Origin of the sequence: Methanolobus bombayensis (assembly GCF_017873415.1) — an archaeon.
Lineage (GTDB): Archaea > Halobacteriota > Methanosarcinia > Methanosarcinales > Methanosarcinaceae > Methanolobus > Methanolobus bombayensis.
In genome coordinates this window covers 1-24,020 of record NZ_JAGGKD010000009.1, presented here as the reverse complement: position 1 = coordinate 24,020, position 24,020 = coordinate 1, and the positions used below count along the sequence as shown (strand labels likewise).

The window sequence follows — 24,020 nt, the reverse complement described above, 5'->3', positions numbered from 1 at the left end:
AGTCAAACTGCTCTTTCTTAGTTCTATTCTGACTTTTGTTTCCTGCTTACAAAGAATGCAAGTGAAACAACTACGATTCCTGCAAGAGCAGTGAATCCAGGAGTGTCAGGTGTTTCTTCTTCATCTACTGGTTCTCCCTCTTCCTCAACTATTGATGTTGATTCTGAAGCCTGTTCAGATGTTTCAGAAATCTCATCTCCAACAACATTGAATACAGAAAACCCAGGTGTTTCAGCATAGAAGTAAATATACTCACCTTCTTCTCTGACCTGATAAGTTTCAAGATCATTCCACTGGTCGCCATGATATCTTGTCATACGGATGGTGGAAATGTCGATGTTGTTCTCTTCTATCCATTCTTTGCTAACCTTAAAGTGAATCATGACATTGTCAGCACTATCAGAAGAAACAGTACCTTCGCTTCCAACGTCAATGCTTAGCATCTGGTAAGATTTGCCTGATGGATTTGAAACGCCGTCAGGGTTGCCTGAAAGTACCTGCACCTTGGCAACAACAAGACCTTTATCCTTCTTTGCATCAAAGCTGATTCCAAGAACAGGAGTACCACTGTCGGAGAAATCATAATTAACTTCAGAATCTCCAGTGATACGCTTTACAGAAGATGCAGAGCTTGCGACTATTGCAGGATCCTGACCCTGGCTTACAGATGCACGAACTCCGTCATCATCATCCGAACTGCTGGATGGAGTGGTGGAAGATCTTTCATCAGAACGACCTCCTGTGAACAAAGCCAATGTACCAAATTCAGAGAGAGTATCTGATACGGAATTTGCTGAAGTGTCAAGAGTTGTACCTGTTATTTCTTCCCATGTACTGCCGTTAAGTCTGTAGAGGGCTATTGTCGCTTCGTCAGAACTGCTTATTCCAGAATCGTTGTAGAAGAAAGTAACTGATAGATTACCTGTTCTGGTAATGGTTACATAACCGTTCACATTTGTCTGACCTGAAAGGTTTACAGTATGTGTATCATTTCCAGATATTCTTATCTGTGAATAATCCGCAACAAAAGACATAAATGATGAACCATCAAGCAGTTCCAGCATGTCTATTGTGTTATTAGAACCTGAAGAATATGACCTGTAATCAAAATCCTCATTGTTAATCACAGCATTATTAGTCAATACATTGTTGTTACCTGACCCTGACATGTCAATACCATAACGGTTTCCATTAGCGATATTGCCTGTTATTATATTACCACTGGCAGTAGACAGGTAAATACCTGTATATGAGCTACCATTAATAATATTGTCAGACACTGTATTGCTACTTGTTCTATACAGGTAAACACCATAATTATTTCCAGAGAACATATTGTCTGCCAGAGTATTACTGCTTCCACCATTCAGGTAAATTCCTTGATTATTTCCTCTAAAAGTACTGTTTGCAACCGTGTTGCCATCTCCGGAATTCAGGTTAATGCCACAATTACTATTGTTAATGAAGACATTGCCTGTCAGCACAGCATAGTCACATGAACTATAGGTTGTATAGATACCGTAAGTATTTCCACTAAAAGTATTATTTGTTGCAGTACTGTTGATTGCATTATTCGGACAAATACCAAATCTATTTCCACTGAGTGTATTGTCTGTTATGGTTATTTCGTTTGTAGAATACAGGTAAATACCATAATTACTATTGTCATAGACACTATTATTTGCCAGTGTGTAGTTGTTTGAATTATAAATGTAAACGCAACGTTGATCAGCATCACTGAAATTACTATCTGTCAGCATATTATTGTCTGAATAATAGAAGTAAGAGCCATAATAGCCTCCGGATACGGTGATATTTTCCATTGTCGAATCGTCCGTGTGCGCAAAAACAACACCTTGATAACCACTTGCGTTCACAACATTATAATCCGCAACAGACACATTGCTACAGTTGACCAGATATATTACACCTGCATCCATCGTACTTGCATTTGCAGAAATGACTTCATCTGAAAGACTTGACCAATAATAAATAGGCTTGTTGTCAACCAGATTGCTTGAATCTATATTATGCAGGAAATTACTTACAGAACCATCGTTGATCCTGAAATCATAAGTGTTCTGTGACATTATATTGCCAGTCATTGTGACGTTGGTTGAGCCGATAATAAAGATACCGCAATCGGAGTTATTACTGACAGTGTTGTTAGTCAATATGCTGTTTTCACAACTCACACTAATACCATCATCACCATTACCACTGGCAATATTGTTGGTAAGTGTGCTGCTGTCGGCATTAAACTTAATACCATAATTAGTGTTGTTACTAGCATTATTGTTGGAAAGTGTATTACTGATTCCGGAAAGCAGGTAAATACCATAATTATTTCCAGTTGCTGTGTTGTTTGTCAGAGTATTGCTGTCTGAAGAAACCAGGTAAATACCGTAATCATTATTATTGCTGGCAGTATTGTTTGTCAGAGTATTGCTGTCTGAAGAATCCAGGTAAATACCGTAATCATTATTATTGCTGGCAGTATTGTTTGTCAGAGTATTGCTGTCTGCGTTATAACGCAGGTAAATACCGTGGTCTTCATTATTGCTGGCAGTATTGTCTGTCAGGGTATTGCTGGAAGAACCATAATCAAGGCGAATACCATAATAACTGTTATTGCTGGCAATATTATTTGTCAGAATATTGCTGGATGAATAAGAATACACATTGATACCGTAACCAGTATTATTGCTGGCAGTATTGTTGGTCAGAGTATTGCTGGATGAAGAATACAGGTAAATACCGTGGTCTTCATTATTGCTGGCAGTATTGTTGGTCAGGGTATTGCCGTCTGAATCTGACAGGTAAATACCATAATAATTCCCATTGACAGTATTGTTTGTCAGAGTATTGCTGGATGAATAATCATGTAGATAAATACCGGCCTGGATTGAATCTGTTGCGCCTGTAATATTAAAACCGCTTATGTTAGTGTTATCAGCATTCACGTAAAATACATGGTCACTGCTTGAGCTTGCCTGAACTGTTGTGCTTGCAGCACCATTCTGGGAACGAATCGTAACCTCTTTGGTAACGTCTACATTCTCAATGTAAGTTCCGTCTGTCACAGTAATTATGTCACCGTTGCTCGCATTTGCAAGTGCGGCTGTGATGGTGGTGTTTCCATAACCGGAACCTACCATGATCTCTTCTGCTGAAACTATACCTGTGCATGATAGTAAAATGCACATAAATAATACTGAAATAATGTAAGTTCGCTGTACTCTCATCCTATGTACCTCTTCACAATAAATACAAGATATTATATATTTATTATTTTATGAGAGATATAATATAAAACTATATCTAACAATGCTGTTTTTTTACAGTGTTAACTATTAAAAATATAATAATTGTGATGTGAACCTTTGTTGCAAAGAAAAAACCAGAAATAAAAAGTAAAAAAGAGAGAGCTTATTGCTCTCCTTTAACCAGAACTTATTTTCTTCTCAGAAGAACCGCAAGTGAAACAAACACAATTCCTGCAAGAGCAGTGAATCCTGGAGTGCTTGATGTTTCTTCTTCCTCTACAGGTTCTGTTTTCTCTTCAACTAATGGAGTTGATGCAGGAACCTGCTCTGTGGTTTCAGTAACTTCATCTCCGACAACCTCGAAAATGGAGAATCCAGGAGTTTCAGCGTAGAAGTAGATGTAGCCATTTTCTTCTTTTTCCTGATAAGTTGGCAGATCATTCCACTGTTCACCATGATACCTGGTCAGGCGGATTGTGGAAATATCGATATTATTTTCTTCCACCCATTCACGACTGACTTTGAAGCGGATCTGAATGTTGTCAGCATTATGAGTGGAGATAGTCCCACTGGAACCAACATCGATACTCATGACAGAATAGGAGCTACCTTTTGGTGCAGGTACATCAGATGGTCTTTCCTTGAATACCTGAACTTTTGAAACTATAAGACCTTCGTTGTCCTTTGCATCAAAGCTTATAGCCATTACAGGGTCATCTCCACCGGAAAGATCGAATTTTACAGGCGTGCCTCCCATTACATATTTTACAGACGTATCGGTTGAACTTACTGTTGCAGGATCCAGGCTTGGACCTGTTGAAACACGATTGCTTGAGTCACTTTCTTCAGGAACATTAACTGTTAAAACAGACCTGTTGGTAGAAGTATTGTAATAGTAAGTTGTGTTATAGAACATAACTGCGAAATTATAAGTTCCTCCAGCAGATTGTGTGCTGTTAAAACTCACATTACCATTAGTAACAGCTTTTGGATCACCTATAGCATTACCATTTAGTGTCAAAACTGCATTGCCCACAAATGTTTCATTGTACTCGCCTTTTGCGCTGGCATTGATCCATATCAGAGTTCCCGGATCGACAGAGTATGAAGACTCAGGATCAGAAGTGATTATAATATTCCTGTTAGTAATGTTTAAGGTAAAGATATCAGAGTCACTCACTGCAGAAGAATCAGTTGATGTTCCATTCAAGAGAACTGATATTTCCTGAACAGTTGAATTTGAAAGGGTCTGATTATGCCATTCAGTGTCGCCTGAATTCACAACACCCTGATTACCGTCAGGAATCCATGAAACATTATAGTTTAGAGATACCCCATTAGCAGGATCTGCTGTTGCAAGAATGGAATGGTTTAAATTGAAGTCCCTGCCCCAGTCACAGGTTATATCGTTTACGTTTCCAATAGACAAAGTGGAAATAACATCTGTGACATTAACTGTGAGAGTATGAGTTGTTGTACCATCTACAGCCTGTCCGTCATCAGCCTCTATTTCTAATGAATAGCTGGTCTTTGTCTCATAATCCAGGGTGCTCACACCAACACCATTCAAACGAACTTCACCATCATCTGAATCTATATCAAACAGAGCCTGCCCATCTCCACCAGTGATCGAGTAAGTGATATCCTGGTCATCCGAGCCACCATCTGAGTTATTAGCCTGTGCATCATAGAATACCATTGTCTGATTAGTCTCATCCTCTGACAATGTGAATGAAGTACCTGAACTGAATGCCGGAGCATCTCCATAGACTGAAAGCGTAGTTGTTGTGGAAGATGTCTCACCGTCCGAGTCTTCGGAACTGATGGTCAATGTTCTTCCTGATGCTACTGTTCCTGATGGGCTGTCATTGGTATAATTGTGAGTAACGGATTGTGCAAGTGAAGAAACTACACTATCTGTTACAAGCATTGCACGAATGTTGTCAATACGCATAGTAGCTCCAACAGCATATCCACCGCTAGCATCATAACTACCGACTATAAATTGGAATTGTAAGTTACTACTATTTTGAGCTACAGTTACCTCTTCTGTCTGCCAGCTGCTAGTTGAACCCTGATCTGCAAACAAAACAGTAGTACCACCATTTTGGTTGTCTATAAGTAATGCGTAAGCCACATACCAATCACCATCATTAGTTGCCATCCAGTCAAACAGAATCTTGTCACCCGCATCAGCTGCAAAACTGGAACTTGTTGCTGATGGACCCCATATATAACCATACCCATGACCATTTGTATTTGCATGGGCATTACTAATTTTTAAACTATATGTACCCTGATTAGCATCTTCACTATCTATTGAGGCAACTTGGGTTAGAGTGTCACCAGTATTATTCAGGTCATATCCATCGCCGGCTATACTAGGTCCATCCAATAATGTTTCTTCCATAACCGCTCTTAGCTCAGGGGTGTCAAGTACCGATGATACACTTGTGTCTGTAGTCCATCCTGTCAAATCACCGGATTCAAAATCATTGTTTGCTGGTACACTACCACTTTCGGTAATAAAGTCAATTTTTAGTTTCTGACCATCCTGACCATCATATGTTGAATTAATGGTACCTATCTGAACAGTACTGCTGCCTGTACCAATGTATACATTACTTCCGGATACAGAGATTGCACCACTTGCTGTGGGGGAGCCTGAACTTTGTATGTCCAGGTCATCATAGGAATTTGATCCTGATATATTGAATTCGATGTAACCGCTTCCAAATCCAGTACCATCTGGATTGCTTACAGTAACATCACTATCAATGATCGTAACTGTCTGTTCCGGAATATTGGCATTGCTCAAGCCGGAATAAGCAGGACCTGCTGCCATCGCCGGTGTTAAAGTTGCTAATAATATTGAGAATATTGTTAGTGAAACTATTAATTTATTAAATATCCGATCCATTTTACCGCTCCATTCTATAAGAAGAAATCAATTTAATTACTATTATAATCAAGAAATATATAAATTTAACTTCATCCTATATTATGGGAAAGATTAGAATAAATCAGCAAAGTGGATATATTTCATTGAAATATAATATACAGAAAAGAAAACTTACAAAGAAATATGATTTTAAAAAGTAATTAAAAAGCAGTCAAACTGCCTTTTCTTATTCAAATCGCAGTTACCTGTTCACAATAAATGCAATTGAAACAATTACTATTTCTGCAAGAACAGTGAATAACAGTTATCATTAGACTTATCCCCGAATAAAATCATCACCAAGCACACTTTCAGCCAGCAGCACAGAAACATCCTTGATCTTCATTTCCTCTTCTTTTGACTTACAGGCACCTTCCATATGATGTACACAGAAAGGACAGTATGAAGCCAACATTTCAGCCTTGTCCTTATAATCCTGAACCGTCAACATGGCAATATTATCTGCAATCTCCGGGTAATTAGGTTTAAGACCGGCAGGGCCACCGCAGCATACCTGCTCCCCATCAAAGAGCTCATTGATGTTCACACCCATACTTTCAAGAACACTTCGGGGAACATCTTTTGTATCTCTAACAGGACAGGCATCCCTGACAGAAACGGTGATGTCCAGTTTCTTTGGTTTGAGTCTGCCATCAGCGATCATATCCTTAAATACGCTCATGGAAAGCTCAACATCAAATCCAGGTTCACGGTAGAGCTTCGGATATTGTTTACCAAGTACCATATAGCAACCGGGACATGAGGCTATTACCTTCTTCACTCCGAGTGACTCGATATAATCCACGAACTTCCTGGCGTGCTCTGCAAGATCTTCAAGGTGACCATTATCAAGGAGGAAAAGTCCGCAGCATTTCTCTTCCTTAAGTATCATTGGTCTGATACCAGCATGGTTGAGAAGGCGAATTGTAGCTCTGGCAATATCCGGCTGGCTGTATGAGACCCAGCAGCCTGCCATGTAAGCTATCTCTGAACTTTCGGCAATGTCAAGGTCATCAGTTATCCAGTCAAACCTCTTTTCAGGATCCTTGGCTCCGGGGCTGTTGTGCTCAAGGATGTTATTTGAGATAGCTGTGGTCTTTGCAGGTTCCCTGCCCTGCTGTGCCAACAATTGTCGTTCATACTGGATTATGTCAGTGATAGGAATATTCACCGGGCATACATCATCACATGCACCGCAGCGAGTTGAAAGATAAATATTGTCATACTCTTCCTGCGTAAGTTCCTCACCTGCAACTACCTTCGCAAGACTCTCTATCTTGCCCTGCGGAGTGTAGATGTTACCTTCAGTAACCTTATTTACAGGACAAACATCCCAGCATTTCTTACAGTCGATACAATTACTTACCTCAAGCTCGAATTTATTCATCATTTCACCCTGAACAATCTATTAAACTATTTATCCCAATATTCCTTTTCTCTGTCCTCATCTGTAATAGCCTTCAATCCTTCCGGATATGGATACAAAAAACCATCATCATAGGAATAATTACCTATAGACCTATACGCAAGCAACCTCAAAATCTCCATAACAGCATCCCAGCTTATCCTGTTGCTTTCATATCTGTCAAGCATATTCTCGAAAAAGGAGCTTTCTTCTGGAGTTATGCCTGCAAATGTGGAGAACATGCTTCTTGCGCTTTCCAGTTTCAAGTCAATTGAACCGGGTTTGTGCATTAATTTCCTTAAGAGTAAATCATACTCTCCAAGAACATGATCAATTTCCCTTCCGGAAACAGGTAGCAAGGACATCTCCCGGTAAATTGGATCACTATAGGACATGAAAAGGAAACGGTTATTGTTGTGAAACTCCTGCAGATCTTCAATGGAAACTTTTGACCTGACCTTTCTGAATGCTGCAAAAGTGTACAGGTGAGTAAGGAAATGATGCCTTATGTGCTTGTTACGCAGCCGGTCATTCTCTTCTATTGGGAAGCCTGGATACCTGTCAATAACCTGTGAAACAAAAAGACCTGCACGTTTTTTTATCACCGGAGCCATGCTTGCTTTAGCATAAACCCTGGCATCATCCAGTCCCATGCTTGGTGAACGGCCTTTGAAAATAAAACCGTCAACAACTTCGAGCTCATCAAGAAACTCCTGTGTAAAAGAGTTCATCCGGTCCGTTAGATCCTCGCCGGTATCCGGCATAACAAGCCTGTCCTCACCATTAGCCCTGACAAACCTGAGGGAACTACGGGGAACACCAAGGCCAATCCCAACTTCCGGACATACCTTTATAAAATCAACAAACGGCATCATATCCTGAACGATTCTGGAACGGACAACCTGACCGTTATAGCGTACCTTATCAAATTCAAGACATCTGCTTACCAGAACTATTGGCCTGGAAAATTCTTTCATATAAGTTATATTGCCTCTGATATATTAATAATCATTTCTTCCTTTCTTTTACACCAAACTTGCTTTTATTGTCAAAGGAAGCAAGTAACGCAACCATAAAATCCCATACTTTTCTCACAGATGGAATATGCAGCCTCTCATCAGGTGAGTGAGGGTTCTTTATAGTGGGACCAAAGGAGATCATATCCATATCATCAAATTTTGAACCGATCACAGCACATTCAAGTCCTGCGTGTATGACTTCTATTCTGGCAGGTCCTCCAAACACTTCCTGATATACTTCCTGACACTGCCTGAGCAGAAGAGAAGACATTTCCGGTTGCCACGGTGGATAAGCCGAACTGTGTGAATAACTTGCTCCGTAATCTTTGGCAATTGAAGTGATATTTCCAGTAATTGACTGAAGAGATGAATCGTAAGAACTACGCTGACTGGTCAGAACAATCAACTTATCATCTTCTATAGAAACCGTGGCCAGATTATTTGACGTTTCAACAAGTCCCGGTGTTGCAGGAGACATGGAAGCAACACCGTGCGGTAAAGATAAAAGCAGAGATATGACTTTCTTCGAGGATTCATCATCCAGAGGTTTCATATCAGATTCCCCTGCATCCTTTAATTTTATGGACAGGGAAGGTTCAAGTTCTGCATAATCTGATCTGAAACGTGCCTCACAATCGTTAATTAAAGATAGAGCCTTTTTTTCAGATTTACCTGACATTGCAATTATTGCTTCGGCATGTCTTGGAATGGCATTGTGTGCGGAACCACCTTCTATATTCAAAATCATTATATCGAGTTCATCTGCCAGTGCCTTCAATGCACTTGCGAGAACTTTGATTGCGTTTGCCTTTTTCTCATGGATATCAACGCCTGAATGACCACCTGCAAGACCACCGATTTCCAGGCTGTAGATCGACACATCACGAAGCTGTGTGGAATATTTGAGTGGTAAGCAAATTTTAGTATTAAGACCGCCGGCACAGCCAACCGTGAAAATTCCCTCATCCTCAGAATCCACATTCAGAAGAATCCTTCCGGAAACAAAATCATGTGTCAGGGCATTGGCACCTGTAAGACCTGTTTCCTCATCAACTGTAAAAAGCAACTCAAGCGGAGGATGAATGATACTTTTGTCCTCTGTAAGTGCAAGGGCAATAGCAAGAGCAATACCGTTATCTGCACCAAGAGTGGTTTTTTCCGCCCTGAGCCAGTCACCATCTATTACAGGTATTATGGGATCATTTGTGAAATCATGTGTGCATTCCCGGGTTTTTTCACCTACCATATCCATGTGGCCCTGAATTACAACAGGAGGTAAATTTTCACGGCCTTTAGAACCTGGCACTCCAATTACAATATTATTAACACTATCAAATTTTACACTGAATCCATGTGATAATGCCCCTTGTTTAAGCCACATGGCAATTTCTGCTTCGTTACCGGAACATCTTGGTATTTTGCTTATTTCCCTGAAGTGCATGAGTATTTTTTCTGTGATCTCGTCCATTGTTTCCCTCTTATAAGCTTAAACATTAACTCCTGAAAACTATTTTCAGCCTGAACCGTTTTCATTCATTAAAATATAATATACAACAAAGATAAGAGTAATTCTGACAATCAATAATTCAGATTATTCTGAAAGCTGAGAGGAAATCACATGGAAATATCGGATATAATTTCTGTGAGCATGGGTGACATTGTCGAGCAGGAAGTTGATGCAATAGTAAACGCAGCCAACAATTCACTACTTGGCGGAGGAGGAGTGGATGGGGCTATACATGATGCTGCTGGCCCTGAACTTCTCGAAGAATGCAGAAAACTTGGTGGATGCCCAACAGGAGAAGCCAGGATCACAAAGGGATACCTTCTTCCTGCTAAATGGGTGATACACACTGTTGGTCCAGTATGGAATGGTGGAAATTCCATGGAAGACCAAATTCTAATCAGTGCTTACAGTAACTGCCTGTTTTTAGCCGAAAAGCATGATATAAGAAGTATTGCATTTCCCGGAATCAGCATTGGAGCCTATGGTTTTCCGGTAGACAGAGCGTCGGTACTTGCTGTAAGGACGATACTTGAACACATGAATAGACCCAGTTCTCTGGAAGAAATAAGGCTTATCTGCTTTAATGATGAAGCATACAAATCTTACTCTTATGCACTGAAAGCATTTGTATCTGAGATATACAGCACCAAATAACTCTCATAATGCATGCATCATCATTATAAGGATTAGCATATTCTGCATAACCAATAGTATTATATATAATAAATTCAAGGATTACGCATAGAGAGTTTGGCTCAAATACAAAAATGCCAGACTAAAATATGTCTCGCAGATCTGAAGCTTATCCGTGTGGTAAGGTTGGTTGGTTGGCATAAGTGGTTGGTGGTGCCGGAATATTCCGGTAAGCAGACTCGTTAACAGGATTCCCGCAAATGAGAATAAAAAGGGATTAATTCCTTTCTAAAAACGGATTTGGGAATCCTGTCCTGAGTTTGTTGCTAATTTTTTGCTAATATTTTCTACTATTTTGTAATAACCTTGTATATAATAGTGTTTTTGCTAGCTATTGTTCATTCATAAATCATTTATCCATATGTTGCGTACTGACTAAACATGAGTCTGCTAATCGTTAAGAACATTACCAGAGAAGGACCCGGGATACTGGAAAATATACTGAAAGACAATAATATTTCCTACCATATTGCAGACCTTGACGGCGGAGATGGAATGCCCGAAGCAGACGAATACAATGGAATTATCGTACTTGGCGGACCGGACAGCGCTAATGACCAAACTGAAAAAATTCAGCGGGAACTTGCAATGATAAAAAAAGCAATAGACCTTAAAATCCCTTATCTGGGCATCTGTCTTGGAATGCAGATGCTTGCAAGATCGCAGGGGATTACTGTCTATGAAAATAATGTAAGAGAAATAGGATTCAGAAGCGAGGATGGAGAATATTATTCAGTCGATATTAAAAAAGAACATGTAAATGACCCATTGCTTAATGGTCTTGCAAATCCTGTAAAGATATTCCATCTGCACGGTGAAACTGTGGATCTGAATGATGATATCGACCTACTGGCAACCGGAAAATACTGCCAGAACCAGATAATCAAAGTAGGAAGCAATGCTTACGGAATCCAGGGTCATTTCGAACTCACACCTGAGATGTTCAAGGTCTGGCTGGATAACGACCCTGAGATTGTGGAACTTGACAGGGATATGCTTCTGGGGGATTTTGAAAAAATTGCAGTGGAATACGGGAACAATGGGAAAATACTTTTCACTAATTTCCTTAAAATAGCAGGGTTACTCTAAAGCAGAAATTACTCAAAACTTTTTTGTATATGTCAGGGAAATAGCAAAACATGAGAATTCCCCGATGTCTGGAAACTGATAGACTGATCATCCAAAGATATACAGAGGATGACCTTGAAGACTTACATCAATTCTTTAACAATAAGGAGAACACCAGTTTAACTGACATGCCTTCACATATGAGCCTTGAAGAAACAAAAGCATTCCTTCAAATGCTTTTAAAATCATATGAAACAGAGGAACCTATTGCTGCGCTTGCCATTTGCCTGAAGGAAGACGGAAAAGTCATTGGTTCATGTGGGTTTGCAGCAGTTGAATTTTCAGATGATACACAAATATATTATGTACTTGATACTGAGTTCAGAAACAACGGATATGCTACTGAAGCCATGGAAAAGCTGGTAGAGTACATGATTCTGGTTCTTGATATTGAAAGGATATGCATTTATTGCCATCCTGAAAATGTTGCATCCATGGATCTGGCAAGGCGGATCGGAATGGAACAACATGGTACTGGCAACGTAGACAACAGGGACTTTAAATATTTTCTTCTAACACGGGAAATGTATCTTAACGGAAATTAAATATACACATGCTAATCTTCATATTTTACTCAGGATAATGTAGCACTGTTGTGCAGGGATGCACAAGAAAATGGCGCTACATATCAAAAACATTTTTATGCAATAAGATTTACGTAGTAATATATGAGATATAATATAATAATTACTTGCATTCTTATTTTTATTTTGTTTTCATCCACTTCTCTTGCTGAAGAATCTGAAAACTACGACGAAATTGAAAAAATAATAATTGATGCTGCCCGGGAGATAAAACCGGATATCGGAAACGATGGAGTCTGGTATGTTGATGATGACATACATCTCGGGCTTGTCTATTTCTCTGAGTCCAATGTTTTCAGGGATGAAATGAAAAGTATCGACTACTGGGATATGGAAGAACGTATGTTTATGGGTGAGAATCCCGAATGGACAGTTTCCAGTAATGTCGAATTCACTGCTCCAACTCCCTACGGAACTGTGGCTGTGGTAACAGTAGATGGATACAATGTTCCTCTGTCTGAGATACAGCCTGTGGCAGAAAATATCTTTAGTACACTTGTTGAAAGATCCATTGAAAGCGGTGCTATAGGTGAAGGAGCAACAGATAATTCTGGACAACAGGAAGAAGACACTACCGGAGAAGACACTGATAATCTCACCGATACTCCTGCTTCATACATAGAAGATGAACCCTTAAAGGACACAACCCCGGAGAATCCCGGAACATCAGATGACAATGCGGAATATGAGGATACTGAATTCACAGAATATGATGATGAACCAACTGATACAGATGATCCTGGAGAAGAAATCACTGATATGGATGAACTGTTCCTGATATATGATATTCTGGAAGAAGAAGGACTTGTGGAATCTGAAGGTGAGATCGATGTAAATGACATCGACAAACAGGATATTGAAGATATCCAGAACATACAGATGAACTATGTCCTTTCCGACGAATTTGTTGAATCAATGCAGGAACAGGCCAAGATCATTGATATTATAAGAGGTGAAAGTTCCGGGGACATAGACAAGCTTGACGAAATTGATACAAGTGGAGAGCAGGAAGTCGGGTTCAACAAAGATATTATCAAAGATGTTTTTGGAGACGATTTTAATTTTGAGGGCGGAAGTTCTGTAAGTGTCGGTGGCGGACCTGACTATGAAGGCAAGGAAAAAGTTGCTGAGAAGCTCAGTGATACAATATACCTCGATGCAATAGACAAGACCAGAAAGGAAAGCATCGAGAAACTGAAGACCGGACATGAAGCAGCTTCTTTCTTTTCAGACACTTATGGTGACTCAAAGATAGCAAAGAACTTTGAGAAATTGGACAAGCTCAACAGTGTGAAAGAAGAGGTTGACAAGTACTATGGTGCCTACAAAGACACAAAGAAGCTCAGTGAAATGAAAGGGTCTTCTGCTACCACTGCAAAAGCTCTGTATGCAGTATCAAAAGGCGGTCAGGAAGTTGCTGACAAGATACCTGTGGTTGGCGATCTTGTAAAAACCGGACTTGAAGTGACTGAAAAAGTTGTTATGGTCGTACCTGAGCTTGACAATGCTATAAAGAATAGTGATGCAAGACAGGGAGTAATAACAAACGGTCCTATCGGGACTTCCACACCTAATGCATTCCTTGATTCTTACGGGAAAGTTACACAAACATCAGATGGACCTTCTTATTCCATGCCGTACACAGACGAAAAAGGGGAAGAACATGAGATAAATCCGTACCAGTGGGTAAAGGTCACAACAAAAGGTGAAACATATTACATACCCACTGACGAATGGGAAAATCCGATAGGTGATGTTGCCTTGAAGGATACAGGAAGCAGCTGGAAGCCATGGAAATGGGACAACTGCCAGGTTGTCAAACGTAGCAATCCTAAAGTAACTTACAACAACGGGGAGGAATACGACCTATGAAAAAAAGAACTATAGCAATAATAGGAATAGTACTGTTGTTCCTCCTGTTCTCAGGCGGAGACGATGATGTCTCATCAGGAAACGATGAATGGGATTCCATGATATCAGATAATTATGATGTTGACCGGGCTGCAAGCATGTCAATTTACGAATCCCTTGCATTCCAGGGAATCGATGATGCTGTGGTGGAAGTGACCGAAGAACGGGTATTTGTCAAATATGACCAGCCACCTGTGAAGTCAGATAACGACGCTCTACTGACATGGATGTATATCATAGGAGTTGCAGCTGAAACTGCACCTGGTTCAAATGAGATCATCATAGAGATGTACGATGGAACCGAAGAGCTGTATGAAGTGACGGTACAGACGTCCGACATTCAGGACTATCTGGATTCCACTACTACTCTTGATGAATTCAAAACAAAGGTGACTGTCAGAGCAATAATGTGATTACAGGAGATTGTCATGGGAATTATTGGTTCTATTGCAGACAGGGTCATTGATGTACTTGATGCACTGATAGATGACAAATATGCACTTATGTCTAAAATAAACAGCAGAGGAATGAAGATAAAAGGTGTATGGGAAACAAAAGAGTTATTCCTTTACGGTTTACCTGTAACTCCTCAAATACTGGACCAGCATAGCATTCCCCGCAGTGTGGACGAATTCAAATGGGGTGACGACTCGGAAGGTTCGGACATGGCGGCACTTGCCATCCTTTTGTCATTCCTTGAAAAAGATGAGGCGCTTTCAAGAAAGAATCTTTTCCTGAGAGATTTTGTGATGATGTTCCCACAGGAAGATTTCGAACTTTTGTACAATTATGTGGATTGGAGAAACAGGAATACTCCAAGGAAAGTGCATAAACTGACTTCTATTATGGATGAAGCTCCGGGAAACGATGATGATTGAAGATAGGTCTTGTCACCGATCTTTTAATACTGTTCAGACAGAAGCTTTATAGACTAAAATATAGACTCTTAAATAGGGAGGATTTATGGAAAAATGTGACATCTGCAAGAAGAAAACTGAGAAGCTGATACCTCTAAACGGCAAAAAGGTTTGTAAAGAATGCTTTGAAGATAATACAAGTGAAGACCTTGATACAGAAAGCCTTGATTTTGGTGCCTGCATATGAGCAAATAGTTTGCTGGTATCTGTATCCTCCTTTTCTTTTTTTCTATAGTACCATATATTTGGATACTGTAAAGTTCACAGACTTAAATAAAAACAAATAAATATACAAAAATATATAGTATTCTGAAAGTAATAGGTGGTACTTGGATGAATGCTATAAGATTTTCTTTAGACATAAGCAGAAAATGTTTGCTATTTTTTATATTACTGACACTGATGTATTTAATTTTTCCAACAGCAACAGCCATTTCTGAAGTAAGTATTCTTCCTTCTAATCAGGAATTATATCCAGGTGATACCTTCGATATCTATATTTATATGGAACCAAAAACTCCGATAGCCGGAGCACAACTGGACATTTCATATGATAGCGATATGATAAAAGTAAACAACGTGGACGGAAGCGCCTTCTTCGAGCAGGATGGTATATCATCCATATTCATCGGAGGAAATGTTGACAACTCACAGGGAACGATCAATGGTCTTTTTGCAGTGACACTCGGAAAAACCGATGTAGTCTCTGCTGAGAATTTCGCACATATTTCGTTTACAGCTCTGGAAAATACCGGAAATTGTACTATCAATCTTTACAACGTGATATTGAGCGATTATTCCGGAAATGCCTTGCCAATTTCCATTCAGGATGCACAGATTTCCATTATTGGGCAGTCCACCACAACCACTCCAGAAGAAGTAGCTGTCAGTTCCGGCGGCGGTGGAGGGGGTGGTGGTGGTGACACTGGAGAGAGTCCTGATAATATAGAGTTCAAGGAAGTCAATAAACTATACATCACCGGAAACACTGATGTAAGCTACACTTTCGATGACAACAATAATCCTGTAAAAGCTATCAGTTACACATCACTTAAGAATGCAGGTTTTATAAGCACTACAATTGAAGTCCTGAAAGATGTTTCAACAACAGTTTCTCAAAAACCGGCCGGACTTATTTACAGAAATATGAATATCTGGGTCGGCAAGGCAGGATATGCCACAGAAAACAATATGGAAAGTATGAAGATATCATTTGCTGTTCTTAAAAAATGGGTGCAGGTCAATGATGTTAATACCGACGCCATATACATGAATCGCTACAATGAAGGAAAGTGGCAGGTTCTTGAAACAGAAATGACCGGAGAGGATGATGATTTCTATTTTTATGAGGCAAAAACTCCCGGATTTTCTCCTTTTGCAATTACGGCAAATTCAGCAAGTGAAAATGCAGCAGAAAGCGAACAGGTCAATGCAGCTTCATCCTATGAAGACCCTGGTTCAAAAGAAGAAACTGAAGAGATAGAAGCGGAGCAGGTTACTGATGAATCATCTGAATTCATTAAGGATGAAACCCATTCTGCAAAACTATCACAGAATAGTCTGCTTTTGCTCCTGATCTCAATCTCATTTTTAGTTATTCTGATACGTACGAATAAACTTTGATTTGTAAAGTCAAAACAGATATCTATTTTTAGTATACATGAGTTGATTCATTAATATTGTTCATCGTCTATATAGTTCAGAATAAAATAAATTAGAAACTAAATGAGTAATTACATTTTTGGAGTAGTTATAAATATAGATAAATATATTTATGTAACTGTGTGATAGGACAAATTTACAAAGATCAATGTTACCATTATTTCTTTGAAATGGACATTATCGTAAATTTGACCTTAGCAATGAAAATATAAAATAACAAAATAATTAGTTATAGGGTGAATCCTCTGTGGTCAGTGGGAAGGGAAAAGTATCTGGCAGAAAAAACCTGAGAATTCCTGTATTTATAAAAAAGCCTTTCACTTTTAAACATACATGGATGAATCTTTTTCTTGCTTTCATTCTTCTGATAACTATATTCACAGGTGACGGATTAGCATCTGACCATATTCTTGTAAGAGGAGACGACAATTATCCCCCTTATGAATTCCTGGATGAGGAAGGGAATCCCACAGGATTTAATGTCGAATTGTTCCAGGCTATTGCTAAGACAATGGGCATCAACGCGACTATAGAACTTGGGCCATGGAATGATGTCAGATCGGCTATTGAAAGCGGATCAGCTGATGTCCTGACAGGAATGTATTATTCACCTGATAGAGCGGAAAATATACTTTTTTCCAATCCACACATTGTAGTCTCACATGCGATATTTGTTCGCGAGGGGTCAAGTATCGAAGGAATTGAGGATCTGGGTGATGTTGATATCATCGTGCAGGAAGGAGACATTATGCATGATTATGCACTCAATATAACTGACCCTTCCAGAATAATAACTGTCAGAGACCAGGAAGATGCTCTTATACTTCTTTCATCAGGTCAGCATGATGCAGCGCTTTTAGGGAAATTACAAGCTGTTTATAACATGAACAAACTTGGAATAGAGAATCTGCAGTCTGTAGGACCTGTGATCGAACCCCGAGATTACTGTTTTGCCATTTCACAGGGAAATGAAGAACTGCAACAGCAGCTCAATGAAGGACTTGCAATCGTAAAACAGTCAGGGGAATACAGCCGCATATATAATAAATGGTTCGGAAAAACTTATCTTGGAACCGGAGTGGAGAGTCTTGCCAGATCTTTGTTAATAGCTCTCTTTCTTGCCTCAGGTATTGCTGTAATTCTCCTTATCGGTTTCTGGTCAGTAAGGAATCAGGTGACAAGAAAAACACGAGAACTGAACGAAGAGCTTGATCAACGGAAAAAGGCTGAAGAGGAACTTGCTGAAAGTAAAAAGGAATACAAGGATCTGGTAGAGAAATCTCATAGCATAATCCTGAAATGGAGTCGCAATGGAGAGATCCTGTTCCTTAATGAATTCGGGATACGTTTGTTCGGATATGAAAAAGAAGAGATCATTGGAAAAAATGTCGTTGGGACAATCTTACCTGACTATGACAATAACGGCAGAAATCATTCTTATTTTCTAGATGATCTGTTTGAAAATCCTGACAGATATCAGAACAATGTCAGTGAAAACATATGCAAAGATGGAAGAAGACTCTGGATATCCTGGTCAAACAATCTCATGCATGATCATGAAAGAAACGTTACGGGTATGTACAGTGTAGGAACTGATATAACCGAGAGAAAGCAATTCGAAGAGGAACTGTTACAGACAAAAGAAGCTGCTGAAGCTGCCAATGTAGCAAAATCAGAATTCCTGGCTAACATGAGTCATGAGATACGCACACCGATGAACAGCATCATTGGCTTTAATGAAATACTTCTTGAAACTGAACTCAATGAACAACAAAAACATTTCGTAGAAGTCGTTCAAAAAAGTGGAAAACATCTACTTGATCTAATAGAAGATATTCTTGACCTTTCAAAGATCGAAGCTGGAAAGTTTGAACTGGAGATGCTTGATTTTAACCTTACGGATGTGCTGGAAAGTTTTGTAAGCACAATGAACCTGCGAGCTCACTCCAAAGGATTGGAATTAACCTTGAGTGTAGAAGATAATGTTCCTTCGCTATTGCGTGGTGACAAAGGACGCCTGGTGCAGATATTAACAAATCTGACAGGAAACGCTATCAAATTCACTTCTGAAGGTGAGGTGAAGATCCACGTCTCGGTAGGATTCGAGACAGATAAGAGCATCATACTGCTTTTCACAGTAAGTGACACCGGAATTGGTATTCCCGAAGACAGAATTGAACATATATTTGAAAAATTCTCTCAGGTAGATGCATCGAACACGCGCCGGTTCGGTGGTACAGGTCTTGGACTTTCAATTTCCAAACAACTGGTTGAAATGATGGGAGGAGAAATTGGTGTCAACAGCCAGGAAGGTAAAGGTTCAGACTTCTGGTTCACAATAAAAATGGAAAAACAACCTGAAAATGAGAAAATAAAAAGACATGCAAATACAGATTTACCTCTAAAACATAACAGTGAACTTAAAGTCCTGCTGGTTGAGGACAATATTGATAATCAAAAACTTGCTCAGTGCATGTTGAAGAAACTAGGTTTGGATGTGGATACCGTTGATAATGGTCATAAGGCAATAAAAGCCCTTGAAACTACATCATACGATCTGGTGTTCATGGATATACAGATGCCTGATATGGATGGTATAGAAGTTACAAAGCTGATCAGAAGTCCCGGATCAAAAGTACTCAATAAGGATATACCAATAATTGCGGTGACAGCATATGCCCTGAAAGGTGACAGAGAACGATTTATTGAAGCTGGAATGGATGATTATATCCCAAAACCAGTCTCATTGAATGCTGTCAGGGAAGTACTGGATAAGTGGGATGGGAGCATAGTATCTCCGGAACAAAATTAACTACTTATAGAAATCAGAAAGTAATCTTAACTGCATATCACTTCTGAAACTCCCAGTAACATATCGTTTCATTACTATTAGTTCACCGGCCATTGTCATTTGAAAAAGAATAAATCCTGTCCGCACAATCTCTAAAAAGGAGAGGTAAAAATGATAGGAATAATGAGCGATTCACATGACAATATGGATGCTATTAAAGCTGCTGTAGAGTTATTCAACAAGAAGAAAGTGACAACTGTCCTGCATGCCGGTGACATAATCTCACCTTTTACAGCATCCGCTTTCAGCAAGCTTGATGCACAGCTTTATTTTATCTTCGGGAACAATGACGGTGATAAATTGCTCCTGAAGCAGAAGTTTGATGAAATTGGAGCTGAATGCTGCGGTGAGTTCGGTGACCTGGAAATAGACGGGAAAAGAATTGCTCTTATTCATGGAATATATGAGCCACCAGTAATTGCCATGGCAGAATCAGGCGACTTTGACATGGTTGTCAGAGGACACACCCATCATGCCGGAGTTACGAAAATAAATGAGACTCTGTTGATAAATCCGGGTGAGACAGCCGGAGTACTCACTGGCAAGCGCACCGTAGCACTACTTGATCCTGAACTTGGAGTAGAAATAGTAGAGATATAATAAAGGAATGCTTTAAAGCATCTCCTCCACCTTAGACAGAACTTCCTGTACCTTTTCAGGGTCAAGGTCAAGTTCCTTATTCTTTTTGATATCCATATCAGTGAGCAGTATGTGTTTACCAATTGGAATACCTGCTTCTTCCATTGTCGCTTTGGCGCAGTTTACCGGGCAGCCGTCAATCACTATTATAGATTCACATGCTTCTGCAGACTTAAGCAGACCTGAGCGTTTGCCACCGATACCCACGGTACACATCATATTCCCAGTACCCTTCTTATGTAATTCAACAGCAATAGCATTGCTCAGCTGACCTACATTGGAAGCACCGGCACATGGAAAAATGCCAACAATATCGGCACCGCATGAACATGCTGCATTCTGTGTCATGAAAAAACAGCTCTTTATTGTGTTATCCATTCAATGATTTCATCAACTTTTGGCACTCTGCCAACGATCTTCACATCTCCGTCTACTACAACAGCAGGGGTGATCAGAACACCATATGCAATTATATCATCCATATCTTCAACTTTAACAATCTCTGCATCAACACCAGCCTGTGCAACTGCTTCCTCAACGAATTTCTTTGTCTTGTTACACTTGGCACAACCTGAACCCAGAATTTCTATTTTCATATCTTTATCTCCTTTGCTTAATTTCAATTTGCAAACTTTTTTAATTACTCAAGGGAATACTTTTATAGCGTCAAAATCACAGGCTTCAACACAATTCAAACAATATTTACATGACTTCATCCTTGCGGGAAAACAAATTCCATCTTTAAGCTCAAGGATATCATTCTGGCATGCATCGACACATGAACCACAGCCTGTACATTTTTTATCATAAACTGCAACAAATACCATTAGAATACTTCCTGTCCTTTAATCAGACTTGTAATGAAATGTCAGTACCCTCTCTTTAATATAGCTATCAGTTCATCAGAATGAGGCATATTCTCTTTGATCTTCCGGCATGTTCTTTCAATATCATAATCAAGTCTGATGATCTCAGCTTCACCTGAAGCAGTATCAAATACCGCACAACTGGCTTTACACTCATTGTCCCTTGGCTGACCTACAGAACCGGGATTTACTACTAACATATTCTTGAATTTTCTGACAAATGGCTGATGTGAATGTCCTATGAAAAGAATATCTGCATCAATTCCACAGATCATTGCTTCAAATTCATCATCAGGAGTTTCCGGTCTCATGTATTCATAATTTGACCTTGGACTGCCGTGTGTGAAATAAAGTTTCAAGCCATCAATTTCCTTCTGAATACTGAAAGGAAGATGACGTAAATAATTCATCTGTTTTTCAGACAGAACTTCCCATGTATAATCACGTGTTGCAATGGAAAGATGTTTGTATTTATAGCCACAGCCACATTCTATACGTGAACCTACAGCAGCATCATGATTTCCAAGAACAGTTTCGATATCATTCTCCATGATAAGATCAATACATTCTGATGGTGAAGGACCGTAATCAGCCAGATCACCAAGGCAGACAATCATGTCATGAGGAACAGACATTGCAGCATCAAGTGCTTCCTTGTTTCCGTGAATGTCTGATATTAATAATATTCTCATCTTAACACCGATCCTTTTAGCTTTTTATTTCTACTAATCCACTGATCCGGAATCGTTTACCCATATATTTACTCATATAATATACATTCCAAAAGTGTATCCCGCTACTGCTGCTACTACAACTACCAGAGCAATATAGGTCATACCTTTCTTAAAGCCCATGATCCTGTTTATTACTATCATATTCGGAAGACTCAGTGCAGGACCTGCGAGCAGCATTGACAATGCAGGACCTTTTCCCATTCCCAGAAGTGTGAGTGCACTTATGATCGGTACTTCTGTCAGCGTGGAGAAATACATTAGAGCTGCTGCAACCGAGGCAATGATGTAGGATGTAACAGTACTGCCACCTACGTATTCCACAACGTATTCTGCCGGAAGAAGTTCGACAATGATACCTGCAAAGAATACACCGATAAGCAGAAGCGGAGTTATCTGTTTTACAAGGAACCAGGTTTCTCCCATCCAGCTTTCAAGTTCATCCCTGTCAAACCATTTCAGAGATACATAAATTGTTATCAGTATCAGTGGGATTTCCACAGCGAGCATTGGATACCAGCTTGTGAGGATCTCCGGTGTCACAAGAATAGCAAGCAGCAAGAAGAAAAGCCATACTGTGTGGGCATGCTTTTCTTCACCGAATGTCTTGATACCTTTTTTGCCAACATCCTTTCTTTCGTATATGAAGGACATCACAAGACCTATGAAAATTGAAAGCAAAATTGCGATGAAGGCTCGTGCAACACCAAGATCATAACCCAGTATCTTTGCGGTATAGACAATGGCAAGTATATTGATTGCCGGGGCTGAGAACAGGAACGTGGTGGCCGGACCGATTCCGGCGCCTCTCTTGTAGATTCCTGCAAAAAGGGGCAGGACCGTGCAACTACACACGGCAAGGAGACAACCGGAAACAGCGGCAACCGAATAGGAAACATATTTTGGTGCGTCAGCCCCGAAGAATTTCAAGACCGACTCTTTCGAGAAGAGTGAAGCTATTGCTCCTGCCAGGAAAAAGGCAGGTATCAGACAAAGAAGCACATGCAATGCAAGGTACTCTTTGACTGATGCAATACCAATATAAGCAAGATCTATAATGTAGGATTCCATTATTTCAAAATATGTTGAAATACTATTTATAGATTATGGTTTCAAATGATTTTGAAATAGCTTTGACACAAAAAAGCTCTATGAGATCTATATAATACAGCAATCAGGCACATATATAAAATGTATATAACCTATTTACGAGGTTTTTTATAGAAGAATGATTCAAATGTAATATGGGGAAAGGTTTCAAGGGGTTGGAATCGATTTGAACGCCAGGACAGATGGTTCACACCATAGTTGGCGTAAAAGCATTATTAAGCTTTTTGCGCTCTGCATGATCTACTTAGTGATAGGGTCGACTATCTACCCGGCTTTTGCTTCGTCTAATGATGATGTTTTTTTTGATTCTGCTGAAGAATCATCAGCTATAAAGCCTTCGGAAATTTCTGCATTAAATGCACTTGCACAATCCGTTGCCTTTGCGAACCACCACGACTCCGGAGTAGATATTGATGCCATAATGGCCTCAATACAAAACAATATTACAGAGCAAAATAGCAAAGAGACGTTTCAGGAGATCCGTACACTTGCAACTGATGTTTCTGATATTGACATGAACCTGACAAAATATGGTCCCGACACTGACGGTGACGGAATACCTGACTCAGTTGAGCTTATCCTGGGAACCGACATCAACAAAACAGACTCTGATTTTGACCAGCTTGACGACCTCTTTGAGATCAGTAACGACCTTGACCCTCTTGAACCGGATTCCAATTATGATGGACTTGCAGATTATAGTTACTAACCAAACTTTTATTACTTATAACCTATAATAATAAATTATGGTTAAAACTGAACAAATTCCAATTGAACATCACCTTTCAAC

Annotated in this window: 21 protein-coding genes; 11 read left to right on the top strand and 10 right to left on the bottom strand. The window is 39.7% G+C overall.

Annotated features, from left to right (window positions below; translation table 11 throughout):
• Positions 1-23: 23 nt before the first annotated feature.
• From J2746_RS10790 to J2746_RS10770, 5 genes are all read right to left on the bottom strand, one after another.
• On the bottom strand, positions 24-3,245 hold the full coding sequence (locus tag J2746_RS10790; RefSeq protein ID WP_209620514.1) for a NosD domain-containing protein: 3,222 nt from the start codon (positions 3,243-3,245) through the stop codon (positions 24-26).
• Between the two features lie 208 nt (positions 3,246-3,453).
• Entirely contained in the window at positions 3,454-6,186 is a 2,733-nt protein-coding gene (locus J2746_RS10785) for a PGF-pre-PGF domain-containing protein (protein ID WP_209620511.1), read from the bottom strand.
• Between the two features lie 298 nt (positions 6,187-6,484).
• Positions 6,485-7,594, bottom strand: a complete 1,110-nt coding sequence (locus J2746_RS10780; protein ID WP_209620506.1) for a (Fe-S)-binding protein — start codon at positions 7,592-7,594, stop codon at positions 6,485-6,487.
• 26 nt (positions 7,595-7,620) lie between these two features.
• Positions 7,621-8,589, bottom strand: a complete 969-nt coding sequence (locus tag J2746_RS10775; protein WP_209620503.1) for a YbgA family protein — start codon at positions 8,587-8,589, stop codon at positions 7,621-7,623.
• 31 nt (positions 8,590-8,620) lie between these two features.
• Positions 8,621-10,099, bottom strand: coding sequence for an aminoacyl-histidine dipeptidase (locus J2746_RS10770; protein WP_209620500.1), 1,479 nt, complete (start codon positions 10,097-10,099; stop codon positions 8,621-8,623).
• Positions 10,100-10,249: 150 nt separating this feature from the next.
• On the opposite strand from J2746_RS10770, the gene J2746_RS10765 reads away from it, so the two are divergent.
• From J2746_RS10765 to J2746_RS10720, 10 genes are all read left to right on the top strand, one after another.
• Entirely contained in the window at positions 10,250-10,792 is a 543-nt protein-coding gene (locus J2746_RS10765) for an O-acetyl-ADP-ribose deacetylase (protein ID WP_209620497.1), read from the top strand.
• Between the two features lie 420 nt (positions 10,793-11,212).
• Positions 11,213-11,920: a type 1 glutamine amidotransferase gene (locus tag J2746_RS10760; protein WP_209620494.1), complete on the top strand. Its 708-nt coding sequence runs from the start codon at positions 11,213-11,215 to the stop codon at positions 11,918-11,920.
• Positions 11,921-11,970: 50 nt separating this feature from the next.
• The gene (locus J2746_RS10755) at positions 11,971-12,504 is read left to right on the top strand and encodes a GNAT family N-acetyltransferase (protein ID WP_209620491.1); all 534 of its coding nucleotides are present in this window, start codon (positions 11,971-11,973) and stop codon (positions 12,502-12,504) included.
• A 165-nt stretch (positions 12,505-12,669) separates the two neighbouring features.
• Entirely contained in the window at positions 12,670-14,415 is a 1,746-nt protein-coding gene (locus J2746_RS10750) for a hypothetical protein (protein ID WP_209620488.1), read from the top strand.
• Positions 14,412-14,867, top strand: a complete 456-nt coding sequence (locus tag J2746_RS10745) for a hypothetical protein (RefSeq protein ID WP_209620485.1) — start codon at positions 14,412-14,414, stop codon at positions 14,865-14,867. Before J2746_RS10750 ends, J2746_RS10745 begins: the two co-directional genes overlap by 4 nt.
• Positions 14,868-14,882: 15 nt before the next feature.
• Positions 14,883-15,332 (top strand): DUF6166 domain-containing protein, encoded by a 450-nt coding sequence (locus J2746_RS10740; protein ID WP_209620483.1) that lies wholly within the window; start codon positions 14,883-14,885, stop codon positions 15,330-15,332.
• Positions 15,333-15,417: 85 nt separating this feature from the next.
• Complete coding sequence (locus tag J2746_RS10735; RefSeq protein ID WP_209620480.1) at positions 15,418-15,558, top strand: hypothetical protein; 141 nt, start codon at positions 15,418-15,420, stop codon at positions 15,556-15,558.
• Between the two features lie 215 nt (positions 15,559-15,773).
• Positions 15,774-16,994 (top strand): PGF-pre-PGF domain-containing protein, encoded by a 1,221-nt coding sequence (locus J2746_RS10730; RefSeq protein ID WP_209620478.1) that lies wholly within the window; start codon positions 15,774-15,776, stop codon positions 16,992-16,994.
• A gap of 286 nt (positions 16,995-17,280) precedes the next feature.
• Positions 17,281-19,845 (top strand): transporter substrate-binding domain-containing protein, encoded by a 2,565-nt coding sequence (locus J2746_RS10725; protein WP_209620475.1) that lies wholly within the window; start codon positions 17,281-17,283, stop codon positions 19,843-19,845.
• A gap of 150 nt (positions 19,846-19,995) precedes the next feature.
• Positions 19,996-20,484: a metallophosphoesterase gene (locus J2746_RS10720; protein WP_209620472.1), complete on the top strand. Its 489-nt coding sequence runs from the start codon at positions 19,996-19,998 to the stop codon at positions 20,482-20,484.
• Positions 20,485-20,496: 12 nt separating this feature from the next.
• Here J2746_RS10720 and J2746_RS10715 read toward each other — a convergent pair whose 3' ends face one another.
• From J2746_RS10715 to J2746_RS10695, 5 genes are all read right to left on the bottom strand, one after another.
• Positions 20,497-20,871: a putative zinc-binding protein gene (locus J2746_RS10715; RefSeq protein ID WP_209620469.1), complete on the bottom strand. Its 375-nt coding sequence runs from the start codon at positions 20,869-20,871 to the stop codon at positions 20,497-20,499.
• A 14-nt stretch (positions 20,872-20,885) separates the two neighbouring features.
• Positions 20,886-21,119, bottom strand: coding sequence for a thioredoxin family protein (locus tag J2746_RS10710; protein WP_209620466.1), 234 nt, complete (start codon positions 21,117-21,119; stop codon positions 20,886-20,888).
• Positions 21,120-21,167: 48 nt separating this feature from the next.
• Positions 21,168-21,350 carry a 4Fe-4S binding protein gene (locus tag J2746_RS10705; protein ID WP_209620645.1) on the bottom strand — a complete coding sequence of 61 codons (183 nt, stop codon included), beginning with the start codon at positions 21,348-21,350 and terminating at the stop codon, positions 21,168-21,170.
• Between the two features lie 41 nt (positions 21,351-21,391).
• The gene (locus J2746_RS10700) at positions 21,392-22,081 is read right to left on the bottom strand and encodes a metallophosphoesterase family protein (protein WP_209620464.1); all 690 of its coding nucleotides are present in this window, start codon (positions 22,079-22,081) and stop codon (positions 21,392-21,394) included.
• 72 nt (positions 22,082-22,153) lie between these two features.
• Positions 22,154-23,191 (bottom strand): permease, encoded by a 1,038-nt coding sequence (locus J2746_RS10695; RefSeq protein WP_209620461.1) that lies wholly within the window; start codon positions 23,189-23,191, stop codon positions 22,154-22,156.
• 274 nt (positions 23,192-23,465) lie between these two features.
• Between J2746_RS10695 and J2746_RS10690 the strand changes: the two genes are divergently transcribed.
• Positions 23,466-23,939 carry a hypothetical protein gene (locus J2746_RS10690; protein ID WP_209620458.1) on the top strand — a complete coding sequence of 158 codons (474 nt, stop codon included), beginning with the start codon at positions 23,466-23,468 and terminating at the stop codon, positions 23,937-23,939.
• Positions 23,940-24,020 lie beyond the last annotated feature (81 nt).

What these genes read in the sequence shown, in the direction of transcription:
- J2746_RS10790 (WP_209620514.1), bottom strand. Translation starts at nt 3,245, where the DNA reads ATGAGAGTACAGCGAACTTACATTATTTCAGTATTATTTATGTGCATT.
- J2746_RS10785 (WP_209620511.1), bottom strand. Translation starts at nt 6,186, where the DNA reads ATGGATCGGATATTTAATAAATTAATAGTTTCACTAACAATATTCTCA.
- J2746_RS10780 (WP_209620506.1), bottom strand. Translation starts at nt 7,594, where the DNA reads ATGAATAAATTCGAGCTTGAGGTAAGTAATTGTATCGACTGTAAGAAA.
- J2746_RS10775 (WP_209620503.1), bottom strand. Translation starts at nt 8,589, where the DNA reads ATGAAAGAATTTTCCAGGCCAATAGTTCTGGTAAGCAGATGTCTTGAA.
- J2746_RS10770 (WP_209620500.1), bottom strand. Translation starts at nt 10,099, where the DNA reads ATGGACGAGATCACAGAAAAAATACTCATGCACTTCAGGGAAATAAGC.
- J2746_RS10765 (WP_209620497.1), top strand. Translation starts at nt 10,250, where the DNA reads ATGGAAATATCGGATATAATTTCTGTGAGCATGGGTGACATTGTCGAG.
- J2746_RS10760 (WP_209620494.1), top strand. Translation starts at nt 11,213, where the DNA reads ATGAGTCTGCTAATCGTTAAGAACATTACCAGAGAAGGACCCGGGATA.
- J2746_RS10755 (WP_209620491.1), top strand. Translation starts at nt 11,971, where the DNA reads ATGAGAATTCCCCGATGTCTGGAAACTGATAGACTGATCATCCAAAGA.
- J2746_RS10745 (WP_209620485.1), top strand. Translation starts at nt 14,412, where the DNA reads ATGAAAAAAAGAACTATAGCAATAATAGGAATAGTACTGTTGTTCCTC.
- J2746_RS10740 (WP_209620483.1), top strand. Translation starts at nt 14,883, where the DNA reads ATGGGAATTATTGGTTCTATTGCAGACAGGGTCATTGATGTACTTGAT.
- J2746_RS10735 (WP_209620480.1), top strand. Translation starts at nt 15,418, where the DNA reads ATGGAAAAATGTGACATCTGCAAGAAGAAAACTGAGAAGCTGATACCT.
- J2746_RS10730 (WP_209620478.1), top strand. Translation starts at nt 15,774, where the DNA reads ATGTATTTAATTTTTCCAACAGCAACAGCCATTTCTGAAGTAAGTATT.
- J2746_RS10720 (WP_209620472.1), top strand. Translation starts at nt 19,996, where the DNA reads ATGATAGGAATAATGAGCGATTCACATGACAATATGGATGCTATTAAA.
- J2746_RS10715 (WP_209620469.1), bottom strand. Translation starts at nt 20,871, where the DNA reads ATGACACAGAATGCAGCATGTTCATGCGGTGCCGATATTGTTGGCATT.
- J2746_RS10710 (WP_209620466.1), bottom strand. Translation starts at nt 21,119, where the DNA reads ATGAAAATAGAAATTCTGGGTTCAGGTTGTGCCAAGTGTAACAAGACA.
- J2746_RS10705 (WP_209620645.1), bottom strand. Translation starts at nt 21,350, where the DNA reads ATGGTATTTGTTGCAGTTTATGATAAAAAATGTACAGGCTGTGGTTCA.
- J2746_RS10700 (WP_209620464.1), bottom strand. Translation starts at nt 22,081, where the DNA reads ATGAGAATATTATTAATATCAGACATTCACGGAAACAAGGAAGCACTT.
- J2746_RS10695 (WP_209620461.1), bottom strand. Translation starts at nt 23,191, where the DNA reads ATGGAATCCTACATTATAGATCTTGCTTATATTGGTATTGCATCAGTC.
- J2746_RS10690 (WP_209620458.1), top strand. Translation starts at nt 23,466, where the DNA reads ATGATCTACTTAGTGATAGGGTCGACTATCTACCCGGCTTTTGCTTCG.